Below are 13272 nucleotides of genomic sequence, written 5' to 3' on the forward strand. Positions count from 1 at the left end.
ATCAGCCCTCCCGCTTTTTCAGACGTGGGTCGAGTGTGTCGCGTGCAGCATCGCCCAGCAGATTGATTGAAAGAACACAGAGTGTCAGCAACAGACCCGGCCAAAGCACGATTGATGGCTTGATGCGGAAGAACTGACGACCTTCGGCCATGATGTTCCCCCAGGTTGGAATTTCCGTGCTGATGCCAGCACCGAGAAACGACAGGATCGCTTCTGTGAGGATCGCAGAAGCAACAATATAAGTGCCCTGCACGATGAGTGGTGCCATCGTATTGGGCAGAAGATGCCGGAACAGGATCTTCGGGGTGCTTGAACCGAGTGCCAGTGCCGCTTCCACATAAGGCTCTTCACGCGCAGTCAGGATGACAGAGCGTACAAGGCGCACCACGCGCGGTATTTCTGGGATGGTGATGGCGACGATGACTGAGCCAATCGAAGGTCCATTCAACGCGACCAGCGCAATAGCGATCAGGATCGATGGCATGGCCATCAAGGCATCCATCATGCGCATAATGATTGCATCAGCAGTGCGGAAGAAGCCCGCAATCAACCCGATAAACACGCCAACGCCAATTGAAGCGCCAGCAGCAAACAATCCGATCAGCAATGAAATGCGGCCACCCAGGATCATGCGCGAGAAGAGATCCCTCCCGTAATTATCAGTTCCAAGCAGATATTCATCGGAAGGCGGTTTGAGCCGCATCAACGGATTCATTGCCAACGGATCGTGGGGAGCGATCCAGGGGGAAACAAGAGTTAGAAGGAGGATTGCGGCGAGAAGAAAGGCAGCAATCAGTGGACCGATACCAACACGTGTAACGCGCGGCAGCGAGAACAGGCGGAGCATCCAGTGCATGCCTGCCGATGTCGGTTCTGAGCGCATCAATAGCGTATCCTTGGGTCGAACACTGTGTAGGAAAGGTCGATCAGAAGGTTGACGAAGACATAAAGCGCACTCGTCAGCAGGATCATGGCCTGAATAACCGGATAGTCACGCGCCAGCACTGCATCCACAGTCAGGCGTCCAATCCCCGGAATATTGAAGATGCTCTCTGTCACGACCACGCCGGAAATCAACAGCGCAAAGCCTGTGCCGATAATGGTGACAACAGGCACGGCTGCATTTTTCAGGGCATGAACAAAAAGAAGACGGCGGTCACTGACACCCTTCGCGCGCGCAGTGCGGATATAGTCCTCGCCCAGCACATCCAGCATCGCAGCACGGGTCATGCGGGCAATGAGTGCGATGTAAATCGAAGCCAGTGTCAGCGCGGGCAGTATTGCCCTCTCAAGAAAGCCACCAAAGCCCGCGGAAATTGGCCTAAAGCCCTGCACCGGCAGCCAACCGAGATTGACGGCAAAAATAAGCAGCAGCACATAGCCAACCAGAAAGACCGGCACGGAGAACCCGAGCACCGAAAAGCTCATGACGAGATAATCGATCCATGAACGATGACGCCAAGCGGCAATGACACCCATCGGAATTGCGACAACAACAGCAATAATGATGGTGAGAACAGCGATCGAAATCGTCGGTCCAATACGTTGTGAAACCATATCAAGCACAGGCACGCCCGAAATCAGCGAAACGCCGAGATCACCCTGCAAGATCTTACCCATCCAGGTGAAGTACTGAGTGAGGATCGGCTCATTAAGACCCATTGCCTCGCGAATGCGTTCGAGCTGTTCGGTGGTAGCGGCATCTCCCGCCAGAATTGCTGCCGGATCACCCGGCGTCAGTCTAAGGAGGAGGAACACGAAAACCGATACCAGCAACAGCACCGGTACGAGCGAAAAGATACGTTTTAACAGATAGACAGCCATATGCACGTCCCGCTTGAGGCGGAACCGGTATATATCCGGCTCCGCATTGTACTGGGAGCTACCGCGATCAGCGGATAGCGGCGGGCAGTTTATTCCTCGGTCTTCTTCACATTCCAGAAGACCGGAACGGGAGAGCCGAGCATATCAACGACATTGGAGCGGCGTGCCTGTGGTGGGTTATACTCGCCAAGTGGAATATAAAGCACGTTCTCCAACGTATGAGCCTGTATCTTTTCGACAACGGCCTTCTGCTCTTCAGGCGTCTTGGCGGCGATATATTCCTTTTTCAGCTCTTCAATCTTGTCATCCTTCGGCCAGCCGAACCAACCCTGATCGCCACGCCCATTCAGCATCACGGAGTTAAGCGGTGTGGCAATTTCTGGAATCTGCCAGTTGGTGAAGAAGATGTTCCAACCGCCTTTCGACGGCTCATCTTTTGACGCGCGACGACCGACGAGCGTCTGCCAGTCCATCGGTTGCATATCGACGGTGAAGCCAGCGGCACGCAGTTGCTGCGCCGCGACAACGGGTTGAGGCGACAGACTGGTAACATCAGTCGGCTGCATCAACACAACCGGCTTACCATCATAACCGGCCTTCTTGAGCAGTTCCTTCGCCTCTTCAACATTACCCTGCGCGGTGATGCTGTCTGCGCCGACATTGGTAGCGTTAGGGGTACCGCAGCCAAAGATCGCCCCACAAACCTTGTAGTAATTCGGGTCAGCCATCAACGCCGCAAGCACTGGCTCCTGCGACATGGCCAGGAAGGCCGCGCGACGAATGTCGGGATTATCGAAAGGTGGATGCTTGAAATTGAGGCGTCCCATCGTCTGATAACCGAGCGGATCACGCTGTTCAAGAACAACGGAATCGTCGCCATCAAACAGCGGCACGAGATCAACCGGAATCTGTTCTACATAGTCGATTTCACCACTCGTCAGCGCATTCACAGCAGTTTGGGCGTCTGTCATTGTAACCCAGCGCACTTTGTCGACATTGACGACCTTGCCGCCTGCCATCCAGCTGGCGGGCTCGCTGCGCGGGACATAATCTTCATTCTTGAGATAGCTGACGCCGACACCGGGCTGGAATTCTCCCGGTACAAACTTGAACGGGCCGGAGCCGATATGTTCCGTAATCGCAGTATCTGCCGAGGTTGCTGCAATCCGCGCTGGCATAATGAACGGTGGCAAAGCCGCCTGCTTGGAAAGCGTATCGAGGAAGGGAGCAAACGGCTCTTTTAGTGTCCAGACGAGAGTCTTGTCGTCGGTGGCTTTCAGAGAGTCAGTGATATCCATGATCAACTGGCCACCGGCATCGCGCTTGGCCCAGCGTTCAAGTGAAGCCACCGCATCTGCTGCCGTTACCGGCGCCCCATCATGGAATTTCAGGCCATCGCGCAGCGTGAATGTATAAGTCTTACCGTCGTCCGAAACGGCCCAATTTGCCATCTGAGGCTGTGGCTTGAAATTTTCATCAACTGCAATCAACACATCATAGATCATATATCCATGATCCCGAGTGATATGGGCTGTGGTGATGATCGGATCGAGAATACGCAAATCAGAATGCATAACGGCAGTGAGCGTTGTTTCCGCCCATGCATTGCCTGCGCCAAGCGCAATCAGGGAAACAGCTACCCCGTATTTCAGTTTACGGAGGATGGGGCCAGGCTGTGGTGATTTGAAAAACTGCATCTACTTGGTTCCTCTGAAGGTTGTTATTATTGTTTTATTTGAATTCTTCTCCCAACGGCTCAAGGCGAATACCTGAGCGCAAATTCTTCCATGATAATTGTGCCGGGCTAAGCGGCATTGCACCCGGCGCTGTGCAAACAAGGAGCTTTTCAGCAATAGGTGCGAAGTCGGCGCGGAAATGCACAGAGCTCTTATTGACCAGAATGGCTTGCTGTTCCGGTTCAATGCCAACCATGCGATAGAGCGCGCGATCCGCCATCTGCGCGAGATTGGTTGTTACAACGACGCGTATCCCGCCAAGCCGCAGGCAGGCAGATGGCCCCATATTTAACCAGGTGCCACCGTAATAAGGCCCGGTCGCATGTACCTTGCCGTCGGAGAGCTTTTCTACAGTAAACGTGGCCACGAATGGCTCATCGCCATCAATTCCCGACTTGCCGCCAAGTGAGATTTCAACCTCCGCACCCTCGCCTGCCTGATGCGCGATGTTTGCCGCTTCAGGATCGTGGATACAACCAATAGCGGCTCGTTTTGCATCGCAGGCTATTAGCGCGCGAAGCATCCCTGTCGTATCAGAGCTACCGCCTGCGCCGGGGTTGTCCTGCGTATCGGCAATGATGATAGGACGAGATGCATCTCGCGCCAGCTCGATTGCTCTCTCAACTCCCTCTGCCGGCTGATAAGAGGTACCTGCGAAAGACGCCTCAGCTGCGGAAAGTGCAGCCATAATGTCATCTGCACAGTTCTCAACCGCCTGCTTATCCCATCCGTAAGCAAAGACAGAAGGACCGCATTCCGCGAAATCAGCGGCGGGAAAGCCCATGAAAAGAGACGCTGTCAGCACTTTTTCAGGTACATCGACCGTCAAGCCATACAGGTCTTTGGCGGGTTCTTCATCCGTGCATTGCCATGCGATAGGAATGAGATAATCACCTTGCCGCATCGCCTTGTGCCAACCATCGGACTTGTCCATCAATGCCTGTAAGGCTTTAGCTGACCGATAGCCGGTCTCGGCCATATCAACATGCGGATAAGTGCGGAATCCGACCATGACGTCGGCATATTCGAACATACGACGCGTGATGTTGCCGTGCAGGTCAAGCGCTACCGACAGCGGTTCACTTGCACGAACAGCACGCACGCGCTCAAGAAGTTCGCCCTCGCCGTCGTCCACATGTTCGGCAACCATCGCACCATGTAAGTCGATGAAAATGCCATCGAGCGAACCGCAATCCTTCAATCCCGCAACAATCTCAGAAACGATTGTTTCGTAAGCATCTTTGGTGACCGGTGCAGATGGGATAGCCCCAGCCCACAAGATCGGCACGACTTCCCAGCCCGCTTCCTGTGCAAATTTGAGTGCACCAGCAATGCCTAGATTGACGTTTTGAGCATTCTCGATAATCGCGTCACCACGCGAAAGGGGGATATATCCGCCACCCTGAACGAACGCTTTCATGGTTGCCGGAGCGGCAGCAAAAGTGTTCGTTTCATGCAAAAAGCCAGCTACAGCCACGCGTTTTGACACGAGCGTACTCCCATTTTCCTGATTTGCCCCCTCGGGCTGCAATGTGTATCTGTCAGCGATACATCTATATTGATTTTTCATGATAGGGATCAAATTTGATCCTTGTCAATCCTTGAATCTGGATTAAAGCTTTTTCCCATGAACACATTTCGAGACCTGCGCGGCATATCCACTTTCGATCCGGATGAAGCAGAAGCTTTTAAGGATGACCCGTTGTTTCTGCGCTCGGTCGCACGAACTGTTGCAGTCATGTCTGCATTTCAAAGCGCGCGACATCCCTTGTCACTCAGTCAGGTTGCAACCGCAGCAGGCATTGATCGCAGTGCTGCCCAGCGCATTGTTCACTCGCTTCTGAAGTTGAATATGCTGGCTCGCGACCCGGAAGATCGTGGTTATCTGCCCGGCTTGCGCATTCTCGACATGACCCACGATTTGTTGCGGCTCAACCCCATGTTGCAGCGCGCAAATCCGGTTATGCTGGAACTGCGACGCCGTGTCAGCGAGCGTGTTGATCTGTCTCTTTTTGACGACGTTCGCGTTATCTACGCCCTGCGTATGCCTTCAAAACATGAAGTCTTCAGTGCAACCATTGTCGGAAATGCTGTTCCCACCTATTGCACGGCGGGTGGCGTGGCCATTCTCTCGCGGCTGCCAGACACGACGATTGCCGACATCGTCAATCGGTCGGATATGACACCTTTCACGCAGCATACTGTCCGCGATCTTGAAGGCGTGATGGAATATGTTCGCGCCACGCGCGAACGCGGACATTCCCTGTTATGCAAACAGCTTCTCAATCATGAAGTTGTCATTGGCGCGCCCATCCTAGATTGGAAAGGCGCCCCTGTTGGCGCAATCCATGTGGCGGGTAGCCTGCAGGAATGGACAGCCGAAGGCTTCAGCGAAAGTTTTGGGCCGCTCATTCAGAATGCAGCCCAAACAATTTCAGAAAAATCCTCTCCTTTTGGCAACAGAAGAGCAGAAGAGGAATAAAAAATACCGGGCTAATAGCCCGGTATTCGTATCGATTAGTCTTCCTTGATCATGCTGTCTTTGCTGGTATCGCGCATTCTCAGATAGACGATCAGCGAAATACCGATCATAACGGTTACGTACCAATAGAAGCCACGCTCCCAGCCACCGTTCTTGAAGCTCAGCGCTACATATTCAGCTGTCCCGCCAAACAGGGTGTTTGCAAGGGCGTATGGCAACGCCACACCAAGGGCCCGGATATGAGCCGGGAAGAGTTCAGCCTTCACCACCGCGTTGATCGAGGTATACCCAGTTACAATGATCAGGGCCCCCATAACCAGCATTCCGGCAACCCATGGGTCACGCGTCTGCTCAAGTGTCGCAAAGATCGGATAGGTAAACAGTACACCCGCCGTACCGAAGGCAATCATCAGTGGCTTGCGGCCAATCTTGTCCGATAGAGCACCCGCAATAGGCTGCAGGCACATGAAGATGAACAGCGTAACCGCGTTGATCTGACTGGCCACTTCACGGCTGAAGCCAGATGTGTTGACCAGAAACTTCTGCATGTAAATCGAGTATGCGTAGAAGGCGAGCGTACCGCCAGCCGTCAGAAGCATGACCAGTGCGGTTTCCTTCGGATGATACTTGATCAGTGTCCAGAAGCCAGACTTCGGTGCGTCTTTGGTTTTCGCATTCTTGAAGCTCTCGGTTTCAGCAAGACCACGACGCAGCCAGAAGACAACAACGGCAAGCAATGCACCGATGAAGAACGGAATACGCCAGCCCCAAGATTCAAGGGCAGAAGTTTCCATTGTGCTCTGAAGCACGATCAGCAGCAGAATTGCCAGAAGCTGACCGGAGATCAGCGTCACATATTGGAAGGATGAGAAGAAGCCACGACGGCTCTTGCCAGCCATTTCAGAAAGATAGGTCGCGCTGGCACCATATTCACCACCAACTGACAAACCCTGCATCAGGCGTGCAAGAACCAGAAGCGCCGGGGCGACAAGGCCGATACTTTCATAACCAGGTGTAAGGGCAATAATAAGCGAGCCTGCGCACATTAGCGTCACGGACAGCGCCAGACCCGCCTTGCGGCCCTTGCGATCAGCATAGATGCCCATGATCCACGCACCGATCGGGCGCATGATGAAACCAACGGCAAAAACTGCAGCAGCGCTCAACAACTGCGCGGTCTGGCTCTCCGACGGAAAGAAATGCGGTGCGAAATAGAGCGTGAAAGCTGCGTACACATACCAGTCGAACCATTCGACCAGATTACCGGTCGATCCACCAATAATGGATTTCAGTCGGCTATTGGTGCTCGGCGCATCACTCCGTTCGGACGTTATTGAGACCATGCGGTCACTCCTTCAAATCTCACGATTCTTGAGGTTCACCCGGCATGAGCGCGCCATAAGCTGCGCATATTTCCGGGTGTTTTTGATTGCCTTCAGGATTGTCGCTACAGCGCCCCAAAAGGGCTTAAACACGCGAGAACCCGGGTTGGAAAATGGGTTTGAATGATCGGTTCTAGATCCGCACCCCTTGGTCAGGCTGGCCTTCAGTTTCCTGCGCCTGCATCGCGACACCCAGGTCACTTTCAAGAAATTGGGTGAGAACAAAGACAAATTCTTGTGGTTGCACGGATTAGCTCCTCCCTACGAAACTCCCATTTTCGAAGTTGCGCTAAAATGCGGGACTTAGCTGAAGACCGCCAGAGGAGCGGATTAAAAAGTTTAGTTTGTTGAATTAACTCGCAGAATCTAAATTTCGACACATTTGAAATATGAGTTTTGTGCAAAATTCTGCGTGACATTCTCCGAATAAATGCATAATCCTGCACAAATGGAAGGGTCTCAGAAACTCAGCAGAATCCTGATCATTGTAATTGTCTTTGTGATGACTGTCGGCCTCTGGACGGCTGCGCGGTCATGGACGGAGACAAACGCGCTTGATCGTTTGAGCGACGACGCGACACTTGTTGCGCGTCAGCAAACCCGTCTGATCGATAGCGAGCTTGCCAAGTTCCGTCTGCTTCCGGTTGTTCTAAAAGAGTATAGCGATCTTCACGACGTCCTCGCTGGTGAAACGCGAACAGCGACAGCGCGACTAAACGAGAAGCTGGAATTCCTCGCTTATGAAATAGGCTCGCCGATAATTTATGTCATCAAACGCGATGGCACCGTCATTGCTTCTTCCAATGCTAACACGCCCGAAAGTTTTGTTGGCCGCAATTACGACTATCGCCCCTATTTTCAAGGCGCAATGGCCGCAGGAGCTGCTGAATATTACGCGATAGGCGATCTCAGCGGGCGTTTCGGTCTATTCCTAGCAAGGCGCATTGGCGATGAAGCCAATCCCGTTGGTGTGGTGGTCGTCAAATTTGAATTTCACCGGCTTGTTCAAACGTGGTCGAACGATCCCGGCCAGACATTCGTCGTTGATCCCCGTGGTATCATATTGGCATCCACGGATAAGGCAGAAGACCTTCGCTCGTTTCAACCCATCGCCGAAGCAGAGCGCACCAAGATAAGCCAAAGCGGACAGTTCAGCGTCGCAGACTTACAACCAAGCCACTATGCTCTTGAGCCTGAAAACATGATGCGCGGACCTTCAGGTGCAAAATTTCTCACTGTGAGCGAACCAATTGCCGGAACAGAGTTGAGGCTTCTCCACGTTGAAGCCGTAGGCCCATCAATTCGAGCAGCAAATGATCTGGCGAGACTTATCACTGTGGCAGCGCTACTGATCCTCATGGCGATTGCCGGTGCGGTTTATTGGCGAGTGACGCGCGCGGCACGCCTGGCTGCAGACCGAGCGGCCCTTGAAACCGCAGTTGCAGAACGCACAGCCGAACTGAGTGCCGAAATGGCCAAGCGCGAGCGCGCCGATAAACGCTTTCGGGAAGCACGCGAGGAACTGGGACAAGCAAACAGGCTCGCCTCACTGGGGTCTATCACTGCGGGTCTCGTCCATGAGATCAACCAACCGGTCGCGACCATTCAAACACTTACAGAAAACGCACAGCACCATCTGGCGAAAGGTAAGCTGGACAAAGTCGCAGCCAATCTTTCCACATCCATTGAACTCACTTCCCGTATTGGTTCCATCACACAGGAAATGCGGCGCTTCGCAAGACGCGGGCACCGTGATTTGGCTCCGGTCCGTCTTGATGAGTTGATAGAAGGTACGCTTCTTCTGATGGGCGACCGCTTTCGCAATGCTGGCGTGACGCTTGAAATGCCCAATGGATCTAATTTTTGGGTTCTCGCAAATCGCGTGAGATTGGAACAAGTATTGGTCAATCTCCTGCAAAACGCGCTTGATGCCGTTGCCGGACAATCTGAACGGCGCGTCGCCTTGTTCATATCGGAAGAGGACCAATTGGTATCCCTGATCGTTGCCGATAATGGACCCGGCATTGATCCGGCATTGGGTGATGAAGTGTTTAGCCCCTTCGTAACGGGAAAGCCGGACGGCTTGGGCCTTGGGTTGGGTATTGCCCGCGACATCATGACAGAACTCGAAGGCACATTGCGTATCGTGTCTTCCCCATTGGGCGGCGCAGCCTTCTCTGCCACCGCAAAGCGAGTACAACAAACATGACAGGCACTGAACCACTCCGCATCATGTTGATCGACGATGACGCAGCCTTCCGCACAGCGCTAGCGGATTCTTTCGAAATCGCTGGACTGGATATAGAGACCTATGGTGATGGACAATCGGCACTAGCCAATCTGAGTGCCGACTTTCCCGGCATCGTCGTCACAGATATCCGGATGCCACGCATTGATGGTCATGCGGTGATGGAAGCGCTGCTAACACGCGACCCCGAGTTACCGGTCATTCTGATGACCGGACACGGCGACATCAGCGTGGCGGTGGCGGCACTCAAAAAAGGCGCGTTTGATTTCATCGCGAAACCCTTCGCTGCCGATCACATGATTTCGAGTGTTCGACGCGCATTGGAAATGCGCCGTCTGGTTTTGGAAAACCGCCGCCTTCGCAAGGCTGCTGCAGAAGCTGAGCAGGATTTCCCACTGTTGGGCGAAACGCCTGTCATGGTGCGATTACGCGAAACCATCCGCCAACTCGCAAGTGTCGACGTAGATGTACTGATAGAAGGCGAAACGGGCACCGGAAAAGAACTTGTTGCGCGACTGCTTCATCGTTGGAGCGCCCGCCATGCTCGCGGCTTTGTGGCAATCGACTGTGCGGCCCTACCTGACGCGATTGCCGATGAAGTGCTTTTCGGCAACAGGATTCAGCGTGGGCGTATAGCCGATGCTGACCGCGGCACCCTGTTCTTAGATGAAATCGACAGCATGTCAGCAAGCTTGCAGGGCAAGCTCTTGCGTGTCGTCGAAGAACGTGAATTGCCGTCCATGACGGGCGAACCTCGCGCCGTCAATCTGCGCATTATCGCTGCCGCCAAGGGCGATCTCGAAGGTGCCGTAAATGCCGGACGTTTCCGCTCAGATCTTTTCTACAGACTCGAAACCGTGCGGCTCCGCATCCCGCCTTTGCGTGAGCGCCGTAAAGATATTGGGCTATTATTCGCTTATTTTCTCGATGAGGCTGCAAACCAGTTTGGCCAACCGCGCCCGGATATTAATGCAACCATAGAGGCCCGGCTCAACGCCGATGAATGGTTGGGTAATGTGCGCGAGTTGCGAAATTTCGCCAAGCAAGTGGTACTGGGATTAAGTTACGACCCAGCAGTTAAACCCTGTTCTCTCCCGCTCACGGAACAGATAGATCAGTTTGAAGCCAAAGTCCTGCAAGACACGCTTGCACGCCTGAATGGTGATGTCGGGGACGCTGCCGAATTGTTGCAGCTACCGCGTCGCAGTCTCTATGCCCGACTACAACGTCTCGGCATCGATGCTTCTTCATTCCGGAAAAAAGAGACCACATAAACGTGCATTGAGGCCGAATGCTTTATGCACTCTCGCGCTTCACGACATCATACCCGATATCGACGATTACATCAGCCGTGCTTACGCCAGAGACACGATCAACAATCATTGCCATGCTCTTTACGCCCATTTCGTAGGCGTTCGGCTGGATCGTCGATAGACCCGGCGTTATTTCCGACGCGATTTCGTAGTCACCCCATCCTGTGACAGCAAGACGTTCCGGCACTTTCCATCCTAGGCGCGTGCATTCGAATATCACACCAGCCGCCACGATATCCGTAGGGCAAATCACACCATCGATATCAGGATCGATACGGCGCAGGGCTTCAAGCGCCTTAGGACCAGCGCCAAAACCATCTGCCTCATCCACAATGCAGACCCGGTGATGTTCCAGACCTGTTGCGGCCATAGTCTCCTCGAAAGCAGGCAGACGGTCGCTATATCGACGTGCGGATGCACCACCATATCCGACAAACCCGATACGACGGCAACCTCGTTCGACGAGAAGACACGCCATTGTCCGTGTTGCATCTGTCATGGAGTAACCTACCGCCATGTCGAGGACATTGTCAGTGACCCAGCCCTCTACGACTGGTGTCGCGGTCTTCCTGATCAGATCTATGGCTTCCTCTGAATGCTGGTTGCCGACCAGTGAAATGCCTGCGACACGCAGACCGATGAATGTCTGAATTGCAGCGGTTTCGTCCTGTCTGGTTTCCGCAAGTTTGAGTATCAACTCATAGCCGCTCTCGCTGGCGCGATCCTGCATCCCGCGCACATACTTATAGAAGCTCGAGTTCTTCATCGACGGAATGACTGCGCCAATAACCCGGCTCTGCCCGGAGGAAAGAATGCCTGCAGAATGGTTCGGAACATAACCAAGTTCCGCCGCGACCTGAAACACGCGCAAACGCGTTTCCTCTAGTACTCGCTCAGGATAACGGAACGCATTGGATACGGTCATAGGCGATACGCCAGCGGCCTGTGCGACCGACTGCATCGTTATGACATTTTTGCTGCGAACAAAGCTATTCATGGTCTAACGCACCAAATATTCTCATAAATGTTACTTCGCAAGGTTTTATATACTCTGAAACAAACGAAACGCAGAAAACCTATCCTTGACGAAATCGGTTTCAAGGTCGATTGTAGCGCTACAATATATTGTAATGCTGGAAATGCACATGATCTTTCTTACAGACATCAGGGCAAATCGCGAGATGCGCTCATGAGCTTGCATTCGCAAGACGGAGCAAGCGCCCTCATGCTGAAAGCCGTCACGAAGCGTTTCGGCGCCAATATTGCTGTCGACAGTCTTGATCTAACCATCGATGCAGGAAAACTCGTTTCACTGCTCGGTCCATCTGGATGCGGCAAGACAACGACCTTGCGTATGGTTGCGGGATTTGAGGGTGCAGATTCAGGCACAATCCACATCGGCGGAACCAATGTGACCAATCTTCCGCCTCATCGCCGCCGTCTCGGCATGGTTTTCCAGAACTACAGCCTGTTTCCACATAGAACGGTCGCGGAAAATATTGGCTTCGGTTTAAAGATGCAGGGCGCGGCAAGAGCAGAACGCTATGAACGCATCAGGTCGATGCTCGATCTCATCCAGTTGTCTGGCCGTGGCGATGCTTTTCCCTCCCAACTTTCGGGCGGTCAGCAGCAGCGCGTGGCTCTTGCGCGTTCGTTGGTGGTGAATCCCAAAGTTTTGCTGCTTGATGAGCCCTTAAGTGCACTCGATAAATCCTTGCGCGAAAGCATGCAGTTTGAAATCCGCGCCATGCAGGCTCGCCTTGGCATTACCACTCTTCTTGTGACGCACGATCAGGAAGAAGCGCTTTCCATGGCCGACGAAGTCGCTGTCATGAACAAGGGGCGTATTCTCCAACTTGGAACACCGGGCGAGATTTACGACAAACCGCAGAGCCGTTTTGTTGCCGAGTTTCTTGGGGCCTCGAACATTTTCGAGGGCCAAGCATCACCAGACGGTGCATCCCTCTTGGTCGGTGGAAAGCAGGGAAGCGTGGCTCTTCCCCTAGCCACTCGGCAACCCTCATCACAGCCCCTTACGCTTTCGGTGCGGCCAGAGCGCATCGCGCCGGTCGCAGATGGCAATGGCCTATTGAATGGCCGGGTCGTCGGCGCAGTGTTCCGTGGAAACTACGCGGCTTATCAAGTCGATGTTCCGGCGCTTGGCCGGGAAATATTCATCTACCGGCAAGCGGAAAGCCGCCTTGGCGAACTCGCCTATCATCTCAATCAGGAAATCACGCTCGGCTGGAACCCACAGGATGCGGTCGTCGTAACATCAGAATGAACT

Annotated in this window: 10 protein-coding genes; 4 read left to right on the forward strand and 6 right to left on the reverse strand. The window is 53.6% G+C overall.

Annotation, left to right across the window (positions count from 1 at the left end; genetic code table 11):
• Position 1 precedes the first annotated feature (1 nt).
• The 4 genes from OIV19_RS09855 to OIV19_RS09870 all read right to left on the reverse strand — a co-directional run bounded on the left by OIV19_RS09855 (position 2) and on the right by OIV19_RS09870 (position 5049).
• Positions 2-847: an ABC transporter permease gene (locus tag OIV19_RS09855; RefSeq protein WP_412535036.1), complete on the reverse strand. Its 846-nt coding sequence runs from the start codon at positions 845-847 to the stop codon at positions 2-4.
• Positions 848-882: 35 nt separating this feature from the next.
• Positions 883-1824, reverse strand: coding sequence for an ABC transporter permease (locus tag OIV19_RS09860; protein WP_151094632.1), 942 nt, complete (start codon positions 1822-1824; stop codon positions 883-885).
• A gap of 89 nt (positions 1825-1913) precedes the next feature.
• Complete coding sequence (locus tag OIV19_RS09865; protein WP_264231512.1) at positions 1914-3521, reverse strand: ABC transporter substrate-binding protein; 1608 nt, start codon at positions 3519-3521, stop codon at positions 1914-1916.
• Between the two features lie 34 nt (positions 3522-3555).
• Complete coding sequence (locus OIV19_RS09870; RefSeq protein WP_264231513.1) at positions 3556-5049, reverse strand: M81 family metallopeptidase; 1494 nt, start codon at positions 5047-5049, stop codon at positions 3556-3558.
• A gap of 138 nt (positions 5050-5187) precedes the next feature.
• On the opposite strand from OIV19_RS09870, the gene OIV19_RS09875 reads away from it, so the two are divergent.
• Entirely contained in the window at positions 5188-6042 is an 855-nt protein-coding gene (locus tag OIV19_RS09875) for an IclR family transcriptional regulator (protein WP_151094626.1), read from the forward strand.
• 35 nt (positions 6043-6077) lie between these two features.
• Here the strand turns inward: OIV19_RS09875 and OIV19_RS09880 are convergent, their stop codons facing one another.
• Positions 6078-7385, reverse strand: a complete 1308-nt coding sequence (locus tag OIV19_RS09880) for an MFS transporter (protein WP_151094624.1) — start codon at positions 7383-7385, stop codon at positions 6078-6080.
• A 541-nt stretch (positions 7386-7926) separates the two neighbouring features.
• On the opposite strand from OIV19_RS09880, the gene OIV19_RS09885 reads away from it, so the two are divergent.
• Positions 7927-9633, forward strand: coding sequence for a sensor histidine kinase (locus OIV19_RS09885; RefSeq protein WP_498831041.1), 1707 nt, complete (start codon positions 7927-7929; stop codon positions 9631-9633).
• Positions 9630-10946, forward strand: coding sequence for a sigma-54-dependent transcriptional regulator (locus OIV19_RS09890; RefSeq protein WP_264231515.1), 1317 nt, complete (start codon positions 9630-9632; stop codon positions 10944-10946). The genes OIV19_RS09885 and OIV19_RS09890 overlap by 4 nt, the downstream gene beginning before the upstream one ends.
• Before the next feature lie 22 nt (positions 10947-10968).
• Here OIV19_RS09890 and OIV19_RS09895 read toward each other — a convergent pair whose 3' ends face one another.
• Positions 10969-11982, reverse strand: coding sequence for a LacI family DNA-binding transcriptional regulator (locus OIV19_RS09895; protein WP_264231516.1), 1014 nt, complete (start codon positions 11980-11982; stop codon positions 10969-10971).
• Positions 11983-12174: 192 nt separating this feature from the next.
• On the opposite strand from OIV19_RS09895, the gene OIV19_RS09900 reads away from it, so the two are divergent.
• Positions 12175-13269 carry an ABC transporter ATP-binding protein gene (locus OIV19_RS09900; protein WP_264231517.1) on the forward strand — a complete coding sequence of 365 codons (1095 nt, stop codon included), beginning with the start codon at positions 12175-12177 and terminating at the stop codon, positions 13267-13269.
• The last annotated feature ends 3 nt before the right edge of the window (positions 13270-13272 follow it).

This window comes from Brucella sp. HL-2 (assembly GCF_025846885.2).
Lineage (GTDB): Bacteria > Pseudomonadota > Alphaproteobacteria > Rhizobiales > Rhizobiaceae > Brucella > Brucella quorumnocens.